At 62.7% G+C, this 19,831-nt stretch carries 17 protein-coding genes; 5 read left to right on the top strand and 12 right to left on the bottom strand.

Annotation, left to right across the window (positions count from 1 at the left end; translation table 11 throughout):
• Positions 1-86: 86 nt before the first annotated feature.
• From urtD to urtA, 4 genes are all read right to left on the bottom strand, one after another.
• Entirely contained in the window at positions 87-839 is a 753-nt protein-coding gene (urtD, locus tag G8E10_RS21290) for an urea ABC transporter ATP-binding protein UrtD (RefSeq protein WP_110728477.1), read from the bottom strand.
• 5 nt (positions 840-844) lie between these two features.
• Positions 845-2,023, bottom strand: a complete 1,179-nt coding sequence (gene urtC / locus G8E10_RS21285) for an urea ABC transporter permease subunit UrtC (RefSeq protein WP_132447762.1) — start codon at positions 2,021-2,023, stop codon at positions 845-847.
• Positions 2,023-3,630, bottom strand: coding sequence for an urea ABC transporter permease subunit UrtB (gene urtB / locus G8E10_RS21280; RefSeq protein ID WP_167130594.1), 1,608 nt, complete (start codon positions 3,628-3,630; stop codon positions 2,023-2,025). Before urtB ends, urtC begins: the two co-directional genes overlap by 1 nt.
• A gap of 345 nt (positions 3,631-3,975) precedes the next feature.
• Positions 3,976-5,265, bottom strand: coding sequence for an urea ABC transporter substrate-binding protein (urtA, locus tag G8E10_RS21275; protein ID WP_110801808.1), 1,290 nt, complete (start codon positions 5,263-5,265; stop codon positions 3,976-3,978).
• 261 nt (positions 5,266-5,526) lie between these two features.
• Here urtA and G8E10_RS21270 point away from each other — a divergent pair, with 261 nt between their 5' ends.
• Both G8E10_RS21270 and G8E10_RS21265 read left to right on the top strand, forming a co-directional pair.
• Complete coding sequence (locus G8E10_RS21270) at positions 5,527-8,922, top strand: hybrid sensor histidine kinase/response regulator (protein ID WP_167130593.1); 3,396 nt, start codon at positions 5,527-5,529, stop codon at positions 8,920-8,922.
• The gene (locus tag G8E10_RS21265; protein WP_167130592.1) at positions 8,919-9,833 is read left to right on the top strand and encodes a response regulator; all 915 of its coding nucleotides are present in this window, start codon (positions 8,919-8,921) and stop codon (positions 9,831-9,833) included. The genes G8E10_RS21270 and G8E10_RS21265 overlap by 4 nt, the downstream gene beginning before the upstream one ends.
• 272 nt (positions 9,834-10,105) lie before the next feature.
• Here G8E10_RS21265 and G8E10_RS21260 read toward each other — a convergent pair whose 3' ends face one another.
• The 6 genes from G8E10_RS21260 to G8E10_RS21235 form a co-directional block, all read right to left on the bottom strand.
• Positions 10,106-11,224 (bottom strand): branched-chain amino acid ABC transporter substrate-binding protein, encoded by a 1,119-nt coding sequence (locus G8E10_RS21260; RefSeq protein ID WP_110801810.1) that lies wholly within the window; start codon positions 11,222-11,224, stop codon positions 10,106-10,108.
• A 113-nt stretch (positions 11,225-11,337) separates the two neighbouring features.
• Positions 11,338-11,682: a DUF6867 family protein gene (locus tag G8E10_RS21255; protein ID WP_110728483.1), complete on the bottom strand. Its 345-nt coding sequence runs from the start codon at positions 11,680-11,682 to the stop codon at positions 11,338-11,340.
• A gap of 39 nt (positions 11,683-11,721) precedes the next feature.
• Positions 11,722-12,444 (bottom strand): ABC transporter ATP-binding protein, encoded by a 723-nt coding sequence (locus G8E10_RS21250; protein ID WP_062591936.1) that lies wholly within the window; start codon positions 12,442-12,444, stop codon positions 11,722-11,724.
• On the bottom strand, positions 12,441-13,349 hold the full coding sequence (locus G8E10_RS21245; RefSeq protein ID WP_132713296.1) for an ABC transporter ATP-binding protein: 909 nt from the start codon (positions 13,347-13,349) through the stop codon (positions 12,441-12,443). Before G8E10_RS21245 ends, G8E10_RS21250 begins: the two co-directional genes overlap by 4 nt.
• The gene (gene livM / locus G8E10_RS21240; RefSeq protein WP_167130591.1) at positions 13,349-14,752 is read right to left on the bottom strand and encodes a high-affinity branched-chain amino acid ABC transporter permease LivM; all 1,404 of its coding nucleotides are present in this window, start codon (positions 14,750-14,752) and stop codon (positions 13,349-13,351) included. Before livM ends, G8E10_RS21245 begins: the two co-directional genes overlap by 1 nt.
• 4 nt (positions 14,753-14,756) lie before the next feature.
• Positions 14,757-15,659, bottom strand: coding sequence for a branched-chain amino acid ABC transporter permease (locus G8E10_RS21235; RefSeq protein ID WP_110728486.1), 903 nt, complete (start codon positions 15,657-15,659; stop codon positions 14,757-14,759).
• A gap of 471 nt (positions 15,660-16,130) precedes the next feature.
• Between G8E10_RS21235 and cysQ the strand changes: the two genes are divergently transcribed.
• Both cysQ and G8E10_RS21225 read left to right on the top strand, forming a co-directional pair.
• Positions 16,131-16,907 (top strand): 3'(2'),5'-bisphosphate nucleotidase CysQ, encoded by a 777-nt coding sequence (cysQ, locus tag G8E10_RS21230; protein ID WP_110801814.1) that lies wholly within the window; start codon positions 16,131-16,133, stop codon positions 16,905-16,907.
• A 170-nt stretch (positions 16,908-17,077) separates the two neighbouring features.
• A complete protein-coding gene (locus G8E10_RS21225; protein WP_167130590.1) occupies positions 17,078-18,106 on the top strand; it encodes a DUF2793 domain-containing protein in 1,029 nt (342 codons plus the stop codon).
• Here G8E10_RS21225 and G8E10_RS21220 read toward each other — a convergent pair.
• Positions 18,090-18,494: a response regulator gene (locus G8E10_RS21220; RefSeq protein ID WP_280953107.1), complete on the bottom strand. Its 405-nt coding sequence runs from the start codon at positions 18,492-18,494 to the stop codon at positions 18,090-18,092. The genes G8E10_RS21225 and G8E10_RS21220 overlap by 17 nt on opposite strands.
• Positions 18,495-18,797: 303 nt before the next feature.
• On the opposite strand from G8E10_RS21220, the gene G8E10_RS21215 reads away from it, so the two are divergent.
• The gene (locus G8E10_RS21215) at positions 18,798-18,965 is read left to right on the top strand and encodes a hypothetical protein (protein ID WP_167130589.1); all 168 of its coding nucleotides are present in this window, start codon (positions 18,798-18,800) and stop codon (positions 18,963-18,965) included.
• A 12-nt stretch (positions 18,966-18,977) separates the two neighbouring features.
• On the opposite strand, the gene G8E10_RS21210 is transcribed toward G8E10_RS21215, so the two are convergent.
• Positions 18,978-19,733 carry a Crp/Fnr family transcriptional regulator gene (locus G8E10_RS21210; RefSeq protein WP_092934979.1) on the bottom strand — a complete coding sequence of 252 codons (756 nt, stop codon included), beginning with the start codon at positions 19,731-19,733 and terminating at the stop codon, positions 18,978-18,980.
• Positions 19,734-19,831 lie beyond the last annotated feature (98 nt).

The raw sequence follows: 19,831 nt of genomic DNA, 5'->3' as shown, positions 1-19,831 counted from the left end.
CGTCCGCCTCAAAGCGAGGCTGGAGCTTGGGTCCGTCGGAGGCGAAGTCCTGAACCGCGAACATCGAGACATTGTAATGCATGAGATCACCGCCCCAGATAGTTTTCGATGACTTTGGGATCGTTCGACACGAAGTCGATCGATCCCTCAGCCAGCACCGATCCTTCGGCAAGGCAGGTGACTTTGACGCCGAGATCGCGGATGAAGCCCATGTCGTGCTCGACGACGACGACGGAGCGGGTCTTGGCGATCTCCTTGAGGAGGATCGCCGTCTCCGAGGTCTCCGCATCCGTCATGCCGGCGACGGGCTCGTCCACCAGCAGCAGCTTCGGCTCCTGCGCAAGCAGCATGCCGATCTCCAGCCACTGCTTCTGCCCGTGCGACAGACTGCCGGCGAGATGGTCCTTACGGGCGGTCATGCGCACGGTCTCGAGGATCTCCTCGATCCGTGCCTTATCGGCGGGCGTGAGCGTGTAGAACAGCGTGGCGAAGACGCCGCGTTTGCGGTTCAGCGCCAGCTCGATATTGTCCCAGACCGTATGGCTTTCAAACACGGTCGGCTTCTGGAATTTGCGGCCGATGCCGAGCTGCGCGATATCGGCCTCGTCCTTCTTGGTCAGGTCGATCTGCCCGTCGAAATAGACGGTGCCGGTATCCGGCCGCGTCTTGCCGGTGATGATGTCCATCATCGTCGTCTTGCCGGCACCGTTGGGGCCGATGATCGCCCGCAGCTCGCCGGGCGCGACCACGAAAGACAAGGAATTCAGCGCTTTGAAGCCGTCGAAGGAAACCGAGACGCCGTCGAGATAGAGGAGGCTGTTGGTGATCTTCTGGTCCATGGCGCTCACTCCGCGGCTTGAGGTTGGAGGTCGACGGGGTCGCGGGTCGAAACGGTGCGGCCCTTTTCGGCTTCGGCTGCCGCCTTGTAGTCCCGACGGGAGGCAAAGCCCTGCTGGATGGTGCCGACGATGCCCTTCGGCAGGAACAGCGTGGTGGCGACGAAGAGGGCACCGAGCGCAAACAGCCAGAATTCCGGGAAGGCGGCGGTGAAAATGGACTTGCCGAAGTTCACGAGCACCGCGCCGATAATCGGCCCGATCAGCGTGCCCCGTCCGCCGACCGCCGTCCAGATGACGACCTCGATCGAGTTGGCGGGCGCGAATTCGCCCGGATTGATGATGCCGACCTGTGGCACGTAGAGCGCGCCGGCGACGCCTGCGATCATGGCGGAGAAGGTGAAGATGAAGAGCTTCATGTTCTCGACGCGATAGCCGAGAAAGCGCGTCCGGCTTTCCGCATCCCGCACCCCGATCAGCACCTTGCCGTATTTGGACTGAACGATGGCCGAGGAGAGGAGCAGCACGAGCGCGAGAACGATACCGGTGATCGCAAACAGGGTCGCGCGCGTTTCCGGCGCCTGGATATTGAAGCCGATGATGTCCTTGAAGTCGGTCAGGCCGTTATTGCCGCCAAAGCCCATCTCGTTGCGGAAGAAGGCGAGCAGCAGCGCATAGGTCATGGCCTGCGTGATGATCGAGAGGTAGACGCCGGTGACGCGCGAACGGAAAGCGAGCCAGCCGAAGACGAAGGCGAGCGCCCCGGGCACCAGCAACACCATCAGCGCCGCGAAGGGGAAGGAATCGAAGCCGGTCCAGTACCAGGGCAGCTCCTTCCAGTTCAGGAAAACCATGAAGTCGGGCAGGATCGGGTTGGCATAGGTGCCGCGCGCGCCGATCTGGCGCATCAGATACATGCCCATGGCATAGCCGCCGAGCGCAAAAAAGGCGCCGTGGCCGAGCGAGAGAATGCCGCAATAGCCCCAGACGAGATCGAGCGCGAGGGCGAGAAGCGCGTAGCAGAGATATTTCCCGAACAGCGGCACGACATGGGACGGCACGTGCAGTGGATTGCCGGGATCGAGCAGGAGGTTGGAGGCGGGAACCGCGATGGCGATGAAGAGGATCAGAGCGGCGAGCACCAGGACCTTCTTCTCATGGGCGTGGATGAGCCGGGTCGTAAACATTATTCGATCGACCTCCCCTTAAGGGCGAACAGGCCGCGCGGCCGCCGCTGGATGAACAGGATGATGAGGACGAGGATCAGGATCTTGCCGAGCACCGCACCCGCATAGGGCTCGAGGAACTTGTTGGCGATGCCCAGCGTCATGGCGCCGACGAAGGTGCCCCAGAGGTTACCGACGCCGCCGAACACCACAACCATGAAGCTGTCGATGATGTAGTTCTGCCCGAGATTGGGCGAGACGTTGTCGATCTGGCTGAGCGCCACCCCGGCGATGCCGGCAATGCCGGAGCCGAGGCCGAAGGTCATCGCGTCCACCATCGGCGTGCGGATGCCCATGGAGGAGGCCATGCGCCGGTTTTGCGTCACGGCGCGCATCTGCAGGCCGAGGCGGGACCGTTTGAGCAGCGTCAGCAATGCCAGGAACACGGCAAGCGAGAAGACGATGATCCACATGCGGTTCCAGGTGATGGCGAGACCGCCGAAATCGAACGTGCCCGACATCCAGCTCGGATTGTCTACCTGCCGGTTGGTCGGCCCGAAGATCGTGCGGATGGTCTGCTGCAGGATCAGCGACAGGCCCCAGGTGGCAAGCAGCGTCTCGAGCGGCCGGCCATAGAGAAAGCGGATGATGCCGCGCTCGATGGCGACGCCGACAAGCCCGGTAAAGAGAAAGGCGATCGGCACCGCAAAGGCGAGCGAGAAGGTGGAGAGACCGGGCGCGAACGAGGCGACCGTCTGCTGCACGACATAGGTCGTGTAGGCGCCCAGCATCACCATCTCACCATGCGCCATGTTGATGACGCCCATGACGCCGAAGGTGATGGCAAGGCCGATGGCGGCGAGCAGCAGCACAGAGCCGAGCGACAGCCCGTACCAGACGTTCTGCGCGACATCCCAGACGGCAAGGCTGCTGGCGATGCCGTCGATACGACTCTGGATCACCGGTACGAGGTCCGGCGGAGCGGTGGCAAGCGCCGCAGTCAGGATATTGAGCGCGCCGCGGTCACCGCGCGCTGCGACGTTCTCAATCGCCGCCTTCTTGTCCTCGGCGCTCGCATCCGTCTTCAGGATCAGCACGGCCCGGGCGGATTCCATCGCCGCCTTGACCTCGGCATCCCCCTCCTTCGAGAGGGCCCCGTCGAGCAGCGCGAGATTGGCGGTATCGCCGCTGGCCAGCAGCGCCTGGGCAGCGGAAAGGCGGGCATTGCGGTCGGGGCTGAGCAGGGTCAGCTGGCTCATGGCATCGCCGATGGCGCCGCGCAGCATGTTGTTCAGCCGGATCTTCTGCAGGCTGGTCGCAGTCACACCCTCGACAGGCGCACCGGTCAACGGATCGGACACGACGTCGCCCTCGACGAGATAGACTGCACCGCCCGCCTTCGGCGCAAACAGTTCGCCGGCGCTAAGCTTTTCGAGGATCTCGGGCACCTTCGGGTCGCCGGTCGCGGCAAGCTGCTTCACAGCCTCCACCTTCTGCGGAAACGCGGTGGCGCCCAGCCCATCGACCAGCGGTTTCAGCGCATCCTGCGCCCGCGCGCCTGTCGCAAAGGCGAGGCCGAGACCGAGGAGAAGAAGAACGATCCGAAGCGTGCGCGATGTCAGCTGCATATGTGTTCAAAGCCCCTTCACGCGGGCAGGACGGCGGCACCGCCGCGCATCTGCCCAAGAATTCCGCAGGAGCGACCTCTCAGGTGCGCCATCACGGGTACGACGTTGCAGGAAAGGCGTCATTCGGCCGAGCCCGGTCACGTCCATGCATGTTCCGTGCCATGCCCGGACTGCGGTCAACCGCACCTTCCCTCCGGAAAACGATCTCCGCCCGGCGAAGGCCGGACGGAGACGATGCCGTCTCAAATCGTCTGCAATAAACCTTGGCGGTGCGGCCCGGGGGCCGCACCGGAAATGCTTGCTTCATGAAAAGCCGTCTGGAAAATCAACCTCCGAAGGCTGAGATCAGGAGCCCTTGCCGCCGCACTTGCCCGTTGCAACGTTGAAGTTGCCGCAGGACATGGGCTTGCGCCAATCGGAGATCAGGTCCTTGCTGTCCGGCAGGAAGTCCGACCATTCGTCGCCGACGACCTGGGGGGTCTGCTGGACGATTTCGAACTGGCCATCCCCCTGGATTTCGCCGATCAGCACGGGCTTAGTGATGTGGTGGTTCGGCATGACGGTGGAGTAGCCGCCCGAAAGGTTCGGAACGGAGGTGCCGATGATCGTGTCGAGAACGGCATCCGTATCGGTCGTGCCGGCAGCCTCGACGGCCTTTACCCAGGCGGAAAAGCCGATATAGGCGGCTTCCATCGGGTCGTTCGTCACGCGCTTGTCGTTCTTGGTATAAGCATGCCACTGCTTGATGAATTCGGCATTGGCAGGCGCATCGACGGACTGGAAGTAGTTCCAGGCGGCGAGATGGCCGACGAGCGGCTTGGTGTCGAGACCCGCGAGCTCTTCTTCACCGACCGAGAAGGCGACGACCGGGATATCGGTGGCCTTGATGCCCTGGTTGCCGAGTTCCTTGTAGAAGGGAACGTTGGCATCGCCGTTGATGGTCGAGACGACGGCGGTCTTCTTGCCGGCCGAGCCGAATTCCTTGATCTTGGCGACTTCCGTCTGCCAGTCCGAGAAGCCGAACGGCGTGTAGTTGACGATGATGTCTTCCTTGGCGACGCCCTTGGCGATCAGGTAGGCTTCCAGGATCTTGTTGGTCGTGCGCGGGTAGACGTAGTCGGTGCCTTCGAGCACGAAGCGCTCGACGCCTTCGTTGGCGATCAGGTAATCGACAGCCGGGATGGCCTGCTGGTTCGGCGCGGCACCCGTGTAGAAGATGTTGCGCGAGGACTCTTCACCTTCGTACTGGACGGGGTAGAAGAGGATCGAATTCAGCTCTTCGAACACCGGCAGAACCGACTTGCGCGACGAGGACGTCCAGCAACCGAACACGGCCGCGACCTTGTCGACCGAGATCAGCTCGCGGGCCTTTTCGGCAAACAGCGGCCAGTCGGACGCGGGATCGACCACGACGGCCTCGAGCTTCTTGCCGAGAACGCCACCCTTCTTGTTCTGCTCCTCGATGAGCATCAGCATGGCGTCTTTCAGCGTCGTCTCGGAAATGGCCATCGTGCCGGACAGCGAGTGCAGGACGCCGACCTTGATGGTGTCTTCGGCAGCGTTGACGGCGGAGAATGCCGTCGTAGCCAAAGCCCCTGCCAGGAATGCGCTGAGGATATGAGATTTGAATGACATAAGAGAGCCCCTCTCGTTCGTTGGCGCCGTTTCCTAAGGGAGGGTTAACGGGTCGCAACGGGACTATCCGACAGGCCTTGTGCAATGCACATACGTCAATTGACGTAGGCGCGAACAGCACATGCCGCGTGCGTTCCCGCGGGAAACATGCGGTCTGTCTGGACAGGGGCCTGCATAGCCTTCAAGATCAACAGAACCTCAAGCCCTCCCGCGATGTCGCTTGCCGACAAGGATGTTGCTCCGCACCATGAAAACCTCGAAATGACAGCCCGGCAGCGCATCATTCCGGTCCGGCGCGAGTACAATCGCTGGGTCGCAGACCAGACGCTGGAGGACTATGCCCTGCGGTTCACCGCCAAGAGCGCCCGGCGCTTTTCGGCAAGCCGCATTTCCCAGACCGCCATCGGCGCGATTTCCTTCCTGGCACTGGAGGCGATCGGCGGCACGATCACGCTCTCCTACGGCACCACGAACGCGTTCTACGCCATCATCGCCGCCGCTATCGCGATGCTCGTCATCGGCATGCCGATCAGCCGCTACGCGATCCGCCACGGCGTGGATATCGACCTTCTCACGCGCGGCGCGAGCTTCGGCTATATCGGCTCCACCATCACCTCGCTGATCTATGCCAGCTTCACCTTCATGCTGTTTGCCATCGAGGCATCGATCATGACGGGCGCGCTGAACCTCGCCTTCGGCATTCCGCTCTGGATTGGCTACATCATCAGCGCCGTCGTGGTCATCCCGCTCGTCATCTACGGCGTCCAGCTCATCTCGCGCTTCCAGCTGATCACGCAGCCCTTCTGGATCGTGCTCAACATCCTGCCGTTCTTCTTCATCGCCTTTTTGGACTGGGAGAAGTTCGACCTCTGGCGGGCCTTCGCCGGCATCGGCCATTCGAATGCGCAGGTCGGCGGTGCAGCACCCTTCGACCTGATCGAGTTCGGCGCCGCCTCCGCCGTCATCCTCGCACTGATGCCGCAGATCGGCGAACAGGTAGATTTTCTGCGCTTCCTGCCGCCGGAGGGCGTGAAGAAGTGGCGGCACCGCTTCGCCGTCTTCCTTGCCGGCCCCGGCTGGGTGGTGGTCGGCGTACCGAAGCTGCTCGCCGGTTCGTTCCTTGCCGTTCTCACACTCTCCACTGGCGTGCCTGCCGGCGAAGCCGCGGACCCGTCGCGTATGTATCTCGCGGCTTTCGGCTACATGATCCCCAACGACACGGCGGCCCTCGTGCTCATGGCGGCCTTCGTCGTGGTCTCGCAGCTGAAGATCAACGTGATGAACGCCTATGCGGGTTCACTCGCCTGGTCGAATTTCTTCTCCCGCCTGACCCACAGCCACCCCGGCCGCGTCGTCTGGCTGGTGTTTAACGTCGCCATCGCCCTGCTTCTCATGGAGTTCGGCATCTACAAGCTGCTCGAAGCCACGCTCGGCGTGTTCTCCATCATCGCCATGTCCTGGCTCTGCACGCTCTCGGCCGATCTCTTCATCAACAAGCCGCTCGGCCTCTCCCCTGATGGCATCGAGTTCAAGCGCGCCCATCTCTACGACATCAACCCGGTCGGCCTCGGCGCCATGTTCACCTCCGCCGGCGTGGCGCTCGCCGCCCATTTCGGCCTCTTTGGCACGGTCATGGCGTCGCTATCGACCTATGTCACGCTCATCGCCTTCCTCGTCTCCCCCGCCCTCGCCTATGCCACACGCGGCCGCTACTATCTCGCCCGCAAGCCGCGCGCGCACTGGAAGATGCGCAGCACCATCACCTGTTCCATCTGCCAGCATCCGTTCGAGCCGGAAGACATGGCCTATTGCCCCGCCTATGCCGCGCCGATCTGTTCGCTCTGCTGCTCACTCGACAGCCGCTGCCACGACATCTGCAAGCCGCATGCGCGGCTGAACGCCCAGACGGCGGCCGTCGCCCGCAGGCTCCTGCCCGAACGCATCGTCGCAGCGCTCGCCAGCCGCCTCGGCCGCTACGCCACTGCCGTCGTCATCGCCGTCTCCGCCATCGGCGCCATCCTCGCCATGATCGCTTACCAGACCGGTACCGCCTCCCCCATTGCCGCAGAAGTCATCAACCGCACCATCGGCATCGTCTTCTTCGTCTTCACCGTCGTCACCGGCGTCGTCTGCTGGTTCTATGTGCTCGCCCATGACAGCCGGCTCGTGGCAGAGGAGGAATCCTCGCGACAGAACACCCTGCTCCTCAAGGAAATCGCCGCCCACAAGAAGACCGACGCGGCCCTGCAATATGCCAAGGAGACCGCTGAGGCCGCCAACCGCGCCAAGAGCCGCTACGTCGTCGGCCTGAGCCACGAGCTGCGCACCCCGCTCAACGCCGTCATGGGCTATGCCCAGATTCTCGAGCGCGACGAGACTATTCCCGCCCCACGGCAGGCCGCCATCCGCGTCATCAAGCGCAGTGCGGATCATCTCTCGGGCCTCATCGACGGCCTGCTGGACATTTCCCGCATCGAGGCCGGCCGGCTGCAGGTGTTCTCCAACGAGATCAATATCCAGGATTTTCTCGACCAGATCGTCGATATGTTCCGCCCGCAGGCCCAGGCCAAAGGTCTGGCCTTCGAGCATATCCGGGCGCCCGGCCTGCCGACGCATGTGCGCACCGACGAGAAGCGCCTGCGCCAGATCCTCGTCAATCTTCTGTCAAACGCCATCAAGTTCACTGATCGCGGCACCGTGCGCTTCGAGGTCGCCTATCGCAGCCAGGTCGCGACCTTCACCGTGACCGATACCGGCCGCGGCATCTCCGAGGCCGACCGGCCGCGCATCTTCGAGCCGTTCCAGCGCGGCGAAGCCGAAACGATCCGCCCCATGCCGGGCCTCGGCCTCGGTCTGACGATCACGCGGCTTCTGACCGAGACGCTGGGCGGCGAAATCCTGGTCACCAGCGAGCGCGACAAGGGCTCGACCTTCCGCGTCCGGCTGATGCTGTCGACTGTTGCCCGCCCCGCCGCCGTGCCCCCGCCCCAGCGAGACGTCACCGGCTATGCCGGCCCGCGCCGTACCATTGTCGTGGTTGACGATAACGAGGATCACCGGGAGCTGATGCGCGAGGTGCTGATCCCGCTCGACTTCGTCGTCCTCACCGCCATCGGCGGCGCCGAATGCCTGACGCTGATCGAGGGTATCGAGCCCGATCTGTTTCTGGTCGATATCTCCATGCCTGGCATGAGCGGCTGGCAGCTCGTCTCGCGCCTGCGCGAACTCGGGCAGGCGGCGCCCATCATCATGCTGTCGGCCAATATCGGCGACGGGAGTCTGGCCAGCCAGCATACCGGCCACAACGATACGCTCGCCAAGCCCTTCGTCATCCGCCAGCTCCGGGACAAGATCGCCGTCAATCTCGGCCTCGAATGGACGCATGATGTCCCCGCACCGCCAACCGACACCGCAGAACCCCAGCCAATTCTCGTGCCCGAAGCATCCCATATCGAGGAGCTGATCCGGCTGGGCGAAATCGGCTATATCAGGGGCATCGAGGCCAAGCTCGCCGAGCTCGCGCGCGACACGACCCACCAGCCCTTTGCGGATGCCGCGCGGGCCTATGTACAGGCCTTCGACATGGCCGGCTACGCCACCTTCCTCGAAACCGCCGCCGTGCGAAGCGACCCGCCGCCGGAAGGAGACCACCGGTGAGTGACGCCCCCCGCCCCCGTGATATCGTGTTGATCGTCGACGACAGCCCGGAAACCCTCGGCTTCCTCACCGACGCGCTGGAGCAATCCGGCTTCTCCGTGCTGATCGCCACATCCGGGCCCGCGGCCTTGAAAGTCGTTGACAAGATCACGCCCGACATCGTGCTGATGGACGCCGTCATGCCGGAGATGGACGGATTCGACACCTGCCGACGGCTGAAGGCGCTTGCCGACATCGCCCCCGTGCCTGTGATCTTCATGACCGGGCTGACCGAAACCGAGCACATCGTGCACGCGCTCGAATCCGGCGGCGTGGATTACCTCTCCAAACCCATCAACATCGATGAACTGCGCGCCCGCATCCGCGTCCACCTCGGCAACGCCCGCTCCACCCAGAGCGCCCGCGTCGCACTGGACGCGGCCGGCCGGCATCTGCTCGCGGTGCGCGGCAATGGCGCCCTGCACTGGTCGACGCCCCAGGCGACCCGGCTGGTCGATACAGCCATCGGCTCGGAAGACGGACTGGACGCCGTCTCCGACCAGATCGCCCTCTTCCTGCTCGAGCGCACGCTTGGCAAGGACGCTCCCCTCGTGATCGAAAATGCCGGTGTGCCCGTCCTCCAACTCGCCTTCCTCGGCACCATCGGCAGCGACGAATACCTGTTCCGCCTCACCGCCGTCAGCCAGACCACCGACGAGGAAGCCCTGCGCCGGCATTTCTCCCTGACGATGCGCGAAGCGGAAGTCCTCGTCTGGATTGCCAAGGGCAAATCCAACCGCGACATCGCCGAAATCCTCGGCCTCTCCGCCCGTACCGTCAACAAGCACCTTGAGCAGATCTATGTGAAGCTGGGCGTGGAAAACCGGGCGTCGGCCGCGGTGAAGGCGACGAATGCGTTGAGCCAGAGTTGATGGGTTGTTCGTGCTGGGGGTGATCAAGAAAAACCCTCTCTGCCTTGCCGGGCATCTCCCCCACAAGGGGGGAGAGGACCTGTGGCTTGCCGCTCGCTCTTTACGCAAACCTCGAAGATTCGTGCCGAGGGCGTCCCGTGAGTCTTCTCCCCCCTTGTGGGGGAGATGGCCGGCAGGCCAGAGAGGGTTTTCCTTTACCCCCAAACACGGAAAAGCCCGGCACAGGGCCGGGCTCTCCTCGTCTCGAACACGACGGCCGAAGCCGTGGTGTCTTACATCTGCGGGAAGTAGCTGTACTTGCCGTCCGGGCCCTTCTTCCACTCGTACATGATGTAGCCGGGAAGCTTCGGGTCGCCCTTTTCGTCGAAGGACATGTCGCCGAGAACGGTCTTGAACGGGCCCTTTTCCTTCATCGCCGTTGCGACGGTTTCGGAATCGATGGAGCCGGCAGCCTTGGCAGCTGCTGCGATCGTCTGCAGGGCGGCGTAGGAGTAGAGCGTGTAGGCCTCCGGGTTGAAGCCGGCGGTCTTGAACTTCTCGACCAGTTCCTTGTTCTCCGGGCGGAGCGTCGGATCGGGGCCGAAGGTGTTGAGCGTGCCGGCAACGGCGTCGCCAGCAATCGAGGCGAGTTCGTTGGAGACGATGCCGTCACCAGAGACGAGCGTGGCCTTGAGGCCCTGGTCAGCCGACTGGCGGATGATCAGGCCGGCTTCGGTGTGGAGACCGCCCCAGTAGATGATCGAAACGCCGGCTTCCTTCATCTTGGCGATGAGGGCCGAGAAGTCCTTGTCGCCGGTGTTGACGCCTTCGTACAGGACTTCCGTCATGCCGGCAGCGTTCATCGCCTTCTTGGTTTCGTCGGCAAGGCCCTGGCCGTAAGGCGTCTTGTCATGAATGACGGCGACCTTGGCGTCCTTGAACTTTTCGGCAAGGTACGCGCCGGCAACGCCGCCCTGCTGGTCGTCACGGCCGCAGGTGCGGAACGTGTTCCAGAGGCCGCGCTCGGTGAACACCGGGTTGGTTGCAGCCGGGGTGATTTCGAGGATGCCGTTTTCGGCATAGACTTCCGACGCGGGGATCGAAACGCCCGAGTTGAAGTGACCGATGACGTACTTCACGCCGTCGGCCACGAACTTGTTGGCAACCGAGATGCCCTGCTTCGGGTCGGACACGTCGTCGCCGAGAACGATCTTGATCTGCTCGCCGTTGATGCCGCCGGCGGCGTTGATGTCAGCGGCTGCCTGCTCGGCACCCTTCTGGAGCTGCGCGCCGAAAGCGGCGTTCGGGCCGGTCAGCGGACCGGCAACAGCGATCGTGATGTCCGCCCAGGCCTGGCCGCTGAACGCGACCATCGCCGTCAGCGCAACAGCCGACAAAAGTGACTTCTTCATCCTGTAACTCCCAATTTTCAAGCGGGTCTGTTGCCATAGCCAACGCAGTTCCCACTCTGACTGCGCCGGTGTTCGTTGTGGCCGAGGCGATGCGCCTGCGGCTGTTCCCTTTATTATTTATTCTTCCACGAGAAGGGCGATGCCTTCTCGTAAAGCCAGTAGTAGCTGCTGACCATTTGGCGTGTCCGGTAGAAACGGAACCCAGCGGTAGAAAACAGCAAAAGAATGATCGTGTCCACGACGTAGTAGTGCAGGCTGAACATCGTGCCGTTGAACAGTGCGTGATGCACGAAACGGATGCCGAGACCGAGCAGCAGCGTATAGACCACGACGGTCGTATAGGTCTGCCAGCCGTCCGCGACGCTCTTGCCTGTGCGCCAGGCGGTCCAGCCGCCGAGCACGCAGGTGATCAGCATAAACTGAAGGATCGAAGGCTCTTCGTGGAGAATGCCCTGCATGTCAGAAACTCCCGATGAAAGGGATAAGGGAAGCGGGGCTCAATGGTGCCCGCCTTCGAGATAGGCGGCGCGCACTTCCGGATTGGCCAGCAATTCCCGGCCGCCGCCGCTCATCGTCACCTGTCCGTTGACCATGACGTAGCCGCGATGCGACAGCTTGAGCGCGGCGAACGCGTTCTGCTCGACGAGAAACACGGTCAGCCCCTCTTCCTCGTTGAGCTTCTTGATTGCCGCGAAGATGCCCTTGACGATCAGCGGTGCAAGGCCCAGCGACGGCTCGTCGAGAAGGAGAAGCTTCGGACGCGCCATCAGCGCGCGGCCGATCGACAGCATCTGCTGCTCGCCGCCCGAAAGCGTGCCGCCGCGCTGCGACTGGCGCTCCTTCAGGCGCGGAAACAGCGTGAAGATCTTCTCGATGTCCTCGTTGAAATATTTGAGGTTGTCGAGGCTCGCGCCCATCTGCAGGTTTTCATAGACCGTCATGCGCGGAAAGATGCGCCGGCCCTCGGGCGACTGCGCGATGCGCAGCCGGGCGATCTCGTGGGTCGGCATGCGGGTGATGTCCTGACCATCGAAGATGACCGAGCCGGTGCGCGCCTGCGGGCTGCCGCAGATCGTCATCATCAGCGTCGATTTGCCGGCGCCGTTGGCGCCGATCATGCAGACGATCTCGCCAGGTTCCACGACGACATCGACGCCGCCGAGCGCCCGGATGTTGCCGTAATAGGTTTCGACACCCTTGACGTGAAGAAGCGGGCTCATGGGCGCTCTCCCGTGCTGCCGGTTCCATGACCGACCGTCGCCGCAACCTGTTCCACTTCCGCGATCACCTCGTCGACCTCATCATCCTCGACGCCGAGATAGGCCGCGATGACCTTCGGGTCGTTCTGTACGAATTGCGGATTGCCATCGGAGATCTTCTGTCCGTATTCCAGCACGACGACGTGGTCGGAGATTTCCATGACAACCGACATGTCGTGCTCGATCAGCAGGATCGACGTGCCGGTGTCGGTGCGGATGTCGCGCAGCAGCGTGTTGAGCGCCAGCGACTCGCGCGGGTTGAGACCGGCTGCCGGCTCGTCCAGGCAGAGAAGCTCCGGCTGGGTGCACATCGCACGGGCAATTTCCAGACGGCGCTGGGCACCGTAGGGAAGATCGCCGGCCGGGTCGTCGGCACGGTCGGTCAGGGACGCCTTGTCGAGCCAGTATTTCGCAAGCTCGATGCTGGCGAGCGACGCCTTCTTGTAGGCGGGGAAGCCGAACAGGCCGAGGATCGTGTAGCCCGATGCGCGCATCAGCGCATTGTGCTGGGCGACGAGCAGGTTTTCCAGCACCGTCAGGCCCGAGAACAGGCGGATGTTCTGGAAGGTCCGGGCAACCTTTGCCCGCTTGGTGATCTCGAAGTCCGGCAGGCGCTCCAGCAGGAACTCCTTGCCGCCCTTCTGCCGCATCGTGATCATGCCCATGGTCGGCTTGTAGAAGCCGGTGATGCAGTTGAACACGGTGGTCTTGCCGGCCCCGTTCGGGCCGATGAGCGCGGTGATCTCGCCGCGCGTTGCTTCGAACGAGAAGTCGTTGATGGCCATCAGGCCACCGAAGCGCATGGAGAGATGTTCGACCTTAAGGATTGGATCCTTGGACATTGTCGTCGCCGTTCCCGTAACCATCAGCCGTGCCCTTCCTTGGTAAAGCTTCCCGACACGTTCTTTTGGGTGTGGAGGAAGGCCGACGGTGCGCGGGAGCCGACGAAGCCACGCGGCTTGAACAGCATCACGACCACCATGGCGAGACCGAAGATCAGCATGCGATAGAGTTCCGGGGTGAAGTCGGGGCCGAAGATGGCCTTGAGGAAGTTCATTTCACGCAGCAGTTCCGTGCCGCCGACCATGACGACAGCGGCGATCGCGATGCCGGTCAGCGACCCCATACCGCCGAGAACGACGATGGCGAGGATGACGGCGGACTCGATGAACACGAAGCTTTCCGGCGACACGAAGCCCTGCCGCGCGGCGAAGAACGAGCCGGCGAAACCGCCGAACATGGCGCCTGTGGCAAAGGCCGTTAGCTTGGTCGTGACCGTATTGATGCCGAGCGAGCGGCAGGCGATCTCGTCCTCGCGCAACGCTTCCCATGCACGGCCGATCGGCATGCGGCGCAGACGGATGGTGACATAAGCCGTGAGCATGCAAAGAAACAGGATAACGTAGAACAGGAAGATCTTGTAGTAGGCGGACGACATCGGCAGTCCGAAGGACTTGGCGAAGTTGGACGGCGAGCCGACGTCGAACGACCAGATGCCGAAGATCGATGCCTTGGCGATGCCGGAGACGCCGAACGTGCCCTTGGTCACTTCCGTCCAGTTGATCAGCACGAGGCGGATGATTTCACCGAAGGCGAGCGTTACGATAGCGAGATAGTCGCCCCGCAGGCGCAGAACCGGGAAGCCGAGAATGATGCCCCAGAGGGCAGCGAAAATACCCGCCAGCGGCAGGAGCACCCAGAAGGACAGGCCGAAATGGGTGGACAGCAGCGCGTAGGAATAGGCGCCGACGGCATAGAAGGCGACATAGCCGAGATCGAGCAGGCCTGCGAGGCCGACCACAATGTTGAGGCCCCAGGCGAGCATCACGTAGATCAGGATCTGGATGCCGAAATTGTCGACCAGCAGCAGCGAACCCTGAACGCCGCGCAGCATGACCGACACCGGCGGATAGATCAGCAGCGCGATCAGCGCGATCTTGAGGAAGTGGCGGTGGAAGAAGCCCTTGTCCTCGGACACGTCGAGGATGCCGCTCTTGGCCTTTGCGAGCTTCCGCTTATCGAGCGCCGGCCGGATGAAGGCGACGTTAAGGAAGCGACCGACGGCAGCGACCCCAACGAACACCGCGAGCAGGCCCCAGCGCATGCGCCAGACGAGTTCGTTGTTGATGTTCTGGTAGGTCTCGACACCGACGAAGAGGCAGAAGAGGCCGAGCGAGACGAGGCCTGCGAAGAAGGCTTCCTTGAGGGCGCGCGCCAGGACGCTGGGTTCGGCATGTGGCTCGGAGACGGGAGAGGAAATGTTCGCCATGGACTTATACCTTCTCCACTTCGGGCCGGCCGAGAATGCCGGTCGGCTTGAAAATCAGAACGACCGCGAGGATGACGAAGGTTGCGACGTCCTTATAGGCGATGGAGAAATAAGCGGACCACAGGCTTTCGATGAGGCCGATGAGGATGCCGCCGAGAACGGCGCCCGGCAGCGAGCCGATGCCCCCGAGAACGGCCGCCGTAAAGGCCTTCACGCCGGGGATGAAGCCGTCGGTGAAGACGGAAACGCCGTAATACATCAGATACATCGTACCGGCGACGGCGGCGAGCGCAGCACCCATGATGAAGGTGATCGAGATCGTCCGGTCGACGTCGATGCCGAGGAGCGCCGCCATCTTGCGGTCCTGCTCGGTGGCGCGCTGCGCCCGACCGAGCGGTGTCTTGTTGACGATGTACCAGAAGATGGTCAGCAGCACGGCCGTCACGACGATGATCACGATCTGCTTCAGCGAGATCGAGATGCCGAGCACCTGATAGTTGGAATTCACCAGCGGCGGGATCGGCTTGTTGCGCGGCCCCTGCACGACCTGGATGAAATTGGACAGCGCGATCGACATGCCGATGGCGGTGATCAGCGGCGCAAGCCGGAACGAACCGCGCAACGGCCGGTAGGCGATCCGCTCGATCGTCCAGTTCCACAGGCCGGCCAGCAGCATGGCCACGATCATCATCACCAGAAGAGCGAGGACGACGGGGATGCCGGCAAACAGGGTCGTGAGAATCAGGAAGACGATAAGGGCCGCGAAACTGCCCAGCATGAAGATATCGCCATGGGCGAAGTTGATCATGCCGATAATGCCGTAAACCATCGTATAGCCGATGGCGATCATGCCGTAGATAGATCCAAGAGTCAGCCCGTTGACGAGCTGTTGGACGAAATACACCATCTATTTTCCCCTGGACCAGATCCCTTACCGGGTCCGGCCTCTTGTTCTGCAGTCCTTTGCGGACGCGACGTTTGCGGGGATTCCATACTGTTTTCGCTCGAAAAGAAAAGCACAAAAAGAAGGCACCCAACAGATTCTTTTCCATTCAGAAAATTTCTGGCGGTTTCCTCGGCAATCGGCTGAGTGGGAAGCAGTCGGCGCTTACATTTTAAGCATATCAGCATGTTGGCAATGGCACCCAGCTTGCGTCTCTCACCCCATCAAACTGTATGTGCTAACGAAACGCGCGATGCTCGTAGCTGGCCACATCATTGAGCTCCCAAGCCTCAGCGCACGACACCACGAATTGTAACGCCCGGTCACAGGGATTTGCCTGACGAATGAGGCAGAACCCTGTAGGGTTGTGGTGATAACGCGGTAGGCGCCGGGACGCAGGCCACCGCCAGACCGAAAAGGAGCGCGGCGAGCGCAATGTTGGACGTGTTGGAGAGGGCGGCGGTAGAGGCCGGGCGGGCGGTCATCGACGTCTATAATGTGGGTGCGGAGGTCCGTTACAAGGAAGATGCATCGCCGGTGACGGATGCGGATGAAAGCGCGGAACGCATTATTCTGCGCCATCTTCAGGGTGCGTTTCCCGGCATTCCCGTGGTTGCGGAAGAGGCCGCTTCGGCGGGCCTCGTTCCCGATATCGATGGACGCGCCTTTTTCCTTGTCGATCCGCTGGATGGCACGAAGGAATTCGTCGGCCGCAATCACGACTTCACGGTCAATATCGCGCTGATCGAACAGGGCGCGCCGACGCTCGGCGTGGTCTATGCGCCGGCCCTCGGTATCCTCTACGCAGCGGAGCGCAACCGGGCCCGCAAGTCCGTCGTGTCCGGCCAGACGGATATCGGCACCCCCACCGTCATCGGCTGTCGCCAGCGCGGCGACCGCATCGTGGCGCTGGCCAGCCGCTCGCACAACAGCGCGGAAACCATCGCCTACCTCGCCGAACACGGCGTCACCGACTACGAGTCGGTCGGCTCCTCCCTGAAATTCTGTCTTCTCGCCGAAGGTCTCGCCGACATCTATCCGCGCCTCAGCCGCACGATGGAGTGGGACACGGCGGCCGGCGATGCCGTGCTGCGCGCGGCCGGTGGGGAAACCGTGACCATGGACGGCAACCCGCTCTTCTACGGCAAGCGCAACCAGACCTATGATGTGGACTTCGCCAATCCCCACTTCGTCTCCCGCGGCCGGGCCTGACGCTTGCTGCGCCTCAAAGCATGGGGCGCCGCTTCGTTCTCACCCGCGAAGCTCTGACGCCGCGGGGAGAGAAATCCACAAAAGGCGCATGAAAACAACGCTGCACCACCCTGCGGCTCCCCGCCCCCGACATCGCGCGCAGACTACCGGCACCCCGACAGGAGATGCCGATGAGCGAGATAACCCCGAACCTCGAAATGCCTTACATCCTGCCATCGCAGGCGCAGAAGCATGTCACGCACAACGAGGCGCTGCAGCGGCTGGATGCCGTGACGCAACTCGTGATCGCCGCCCGTCTGGCGCATCCCCCTGTGAATCCCGGCGAAGGCGCCTGCTACGAAATCGCGCTTTCGCCGACGGACGAATGGACCGGCAAGGCCGGGAAGATCGCCGTGTGGCAGGATAGCGCCTGGACCTTCGTCACGCCCCGCCCCGGCTGGCGAGCCGTTTTTGCGGGCGACGCCCGCCTGTACATCCATGACGGGACAGCCTTCCGCGTCTACGATGCCACGGCCGGTCTCGAGCGGCTGGGTGTCAACGCGACCGCCGACGAGGTCAACCGGCTCGCGGTGTCGGCAGATGCAACGCTGCTCAGCCATGCCGGCCACGGCCATCAGCTGAAGATCAACAAGGCAACGCCCGGCGACACGGCCAGCCTCCTCTTTCAGAGCGGCTGGTCCGGCCGAGCGGAAATGGGCCTGAACGGTACGGAGACCTTCGCGATCAAAACGAGCGCCGACGGCACCTCCTGGCTGGAGGCCCTCAGCGTGGACGCGGCCGGCCGCGTTCACCTGCCGCAAAGGCCTATCGCCCGCGCGAGCACGCCAGCGGGCACGGCAACGCCTGCAGATGCCAGCGAAAGCGGCTTTGCGACGATGCCGCTCTCGCAAGGCGGGTTCGCGCTTGGGGCAACGGTGGCTGGCGGCGGCAGGAGCCTGATCGTGCCGGCAACGGGTATCTATCTGGTCACCCTCAAAGCGGAGGTCGAGCCGAGCGGCGCCTTCTCGCTCGCCGTGAAGGCGGGAACGCAAGCCGTCGCCACCCTGCGTGCATTTTCAGGCCCCTCAGCCCGATATGCCGCGACCGTTACCGGCCTTGCAGCCATGACGGCAGGAGATCCGGTGACGTTGTCCCATACGGGTAGCGCCACCTTCACCTTCGGCGAAGACCGGACGGACGTGCTTATCGCAATGCTTTAGAAGAGGCTTCGGCGGGTGCCTCGCCGGCATCCGCCACGCCCGACACGGAGGCGAGCAACTGGCTCATCGACGTCTCGTTGAAGGGCTTGGTGATGCGTGGCCGGTCGCGGTGGCTACCGGGGAACATGGCGCTTTCGCCATAGCCGCTGACGAAACCGAACGGCGTGTCGCGGGACACGAGAATGTTGGCGAAATCGAAGCTCGTCTCGCTACCGAGATTGACGTCGAGCAACGCGAAATCGAACGCATGCTCATCAACGAGCTGTTTGGCCTGTGCGACATTCGTGGCGATATCGACCGTCTCGACGCCCAGCGTGCGTAGAATATCCTCGGCTTCCATCGCAATGATGAAATTGTCTTCCAGCACGAGAACACGTTTGATTGACAAGAGTGTTTCCAAACGCAGCACCAGGATCCCATCGTAAAGAGGCTTCAGATCGACCAACCCACAGATATGATTCGACGTCCTCGAAATCAACACTAGTGCTTATCACGCATGGTCACATTTAAATAAGACATAGCGAAGGTTGGAGCCGGTAACGGCAGGCGGTACGCTACCATCAAGATACCCCTAGGAATAGCACCAAGAATGGGAAAACAGCAGCGTATTTTCGAGAGCCCTCATGTTGGACTGGAACTTTTAACCCTTCGGGCGCATTATGTTTTTCGGGGGAACCAAAGGGAGGAAATCATGACAGCCAGCGATATCGAAAGACTGGAACAAGCGGCACGAAGCGTGTTCGGCCATGATGACGGCGATACTCTGATTGTCGAGGAACATCAGAGCTTTACCGATCGTCTCCGAGCCTTTTTCCAGAAGCGGCTACCAGCCCGCCCGGCATCCGCACCGAGCGTCTAAGCCTGACGCTCGTCAGATAAACGGACGCCGGACGGCCTCCAGACCGTCCCAGTCCGCAACCCGCATCAAGCCCTCGGCGTCCAGCACATCGCAGCCGCGATCCGCCCAGCGAATGAGATTGCGCTCGGCCAGCTTTTTCAGCGTCTTGTTCGTGTGAACGATCGAGAGCCCCAGCGTATCGGCAACATGCTGCTGCGTGAGCGGGATAGACACGCGCTCGCCTCTGAAAAGGTTCGACACCCCCGCCCTCTGCGACAGAAACGACAGCAGATAGGCTGCCCGCTCCAGTGCCGTACGCCGTCCGATGCTCAGCAGATGTTCATCGAGTATCCGCTCTTCCTGCGACGCGATCCAGGTCACGTCGAAAGCAAGATCGGGGTGGTTGCGATAGACCTGACCGAGACGCTCGCGCTCGAACACGCAGAGCGTCAGCGCGGACAGCGCCTCCACCGAATGCTTCATCTCCCCCATCAGACTGCCTTGCAGGCCGACGAGATCGCCCGGCATGATGTAATTCAGGATCTGCCGGCGGCCGTCGCCCAGCATCTTGTAGCGAAAGCCCCAGCCCGACAGCACGGTGAACAGATGCGCGCTGTGGCTTCCCTCGCTCAGCACCGTGGTTCCCGCATCGACCGAGAGTTCGCCGGTCTTGAAGTGCGAAACGAATGCAAGCTCCTCAGGCTGAAACTCGCGGAAGGTCGGCAGATGACGCAGGGGACATTGTTCGCACGGCGTCTGCCGGCTATTGCGCGTTCTCGGGGGATACATGGGGACTCGAAGAGGGAGCGGATGGATGACGGGAGCGGAAGAGCAGGCCAGGTAAAGAGCAGGCTGGGCGAGCCAGTCTGGCGCTGGAGGATAGAGGA

This window comes from Ferranicluibacter rubi (genome assembly GCF_011603255.1).
Taxonomy (GTDB): domain Bacteria; phylum Pseudomonadota; class Alphaproteobacteria; order Rhizobiales; family Rhizobiaceae; genus Ferranicluibacter; species Ferranicluibacter rubi.
The sequence above is the reverse complement of the archived record's forward strand: the minus strand, read 5'-3'. Positions and strand labels throughout refer to the sequence as shown.

Bases quoted from the DNA above. Each gene is read 5' to 3' on its own strand.
- urtD (WP_110728477.1), bottom strand. From the start codon at position 839: ATGGACCAGAAGATCACCAACAGCCTCCTCTATCTCGACGGCGTCTCG.
- urtC (WP_132447762.1), bottom strand. From the start codon at position 2,023: ATGTTTACGACCCGGCTCATCCACGCCCATGAGAAGAAGGTCCTGGTG.
- urtB (WP_167130594.1), bottom strand. From the start codon at position 3,630: ATGCAGCTGACATCGCGCACGCTTCGGATCGTTCTTCTTCTCCTCGGT.
- urtA (WP_110801808.1), bottom strand. From the start codon at position 5,265: ATGTCATTCAAATCTCATATCCTCAGCGCATTCCTGGCAGGGGCTTTG.
- G8E10_RS21270 (WP_167130593.1), top strand. From the start codon at position 5,527: ATGACAGCCCGGCAGCGCATCATTCCGGTCCGGCGCGAGTACAATCGC.
- G8E10_RS21260 (WP_110801810.1), bottom strand. From the start codon at position 11,224: ATGAAGAAGTCACTTTTGTCGGCTGTTGCGCTGACGGCGATGGTCGCG.
- G8E10_RS21255 (WP_110728483.1), bottom strand. From the start codon at position 11,682: ATGCAGGGCATTCTCCACGAAGAGCCTTCGATCCTTCAGTTTATGCTG.
- G8E10_RS21250 (WP_062591936.1), bottom strand. From the start codon at position 12,444: ATGAGCCCGCTTCTTCACGTCAAGGGTGTCGAAACCTATTACGGCAAC.
- G8E10_RS21245 (WP_132713296.1), bottom strand. From the start codon at position 13,349: ATGGTTACGGGAACGGCGACGACAATGTCCAAGGATCCAATCCTTAAG.
- livM (WP_167130591.1), bottom strand. From the start codon at position 14,752: ATGGCGAACATTTCCTCTCCCGTCTCCGAGCCACATGCCGAACCCAGC.
- G8E10_RS21235 (WP_110728486.1), bottom strand. From the start codon at position 15,659: ATGGTGTATTTCGTCCAACAGCTCGTCAACGGGCTGACTCTTGGATCT.
- cysQ (WP_110801814.1), top strand. From the start codon at position 16,131: ATGTTGGACGTGTTGGAGAGGGCGGCGGTAGAGGCCGGGCGGGCGGTC.
- G8E10_RS21225 (WP_167130590.1), top strand. From the start codon at position 17,078: ATGAGCGAGATAACCCCGAACCTCGAAATGCCTTACATCCTGCCATCG.
- G8E10_RS21215 (WP_167130589.1), top strand. From the start codon at position 18,798: ATGACAGCCAGCGATATCGAAAGACTGGAACAAGCGGCACGAAGCGTG.
- G8E10_RS21210 (WP_092934979.1), bottom strand. From the start codon at position 19,733: ATGTATCCCCCGAGAACGCGCAATAGCCGGCAGACGCCGTGCGAACAA.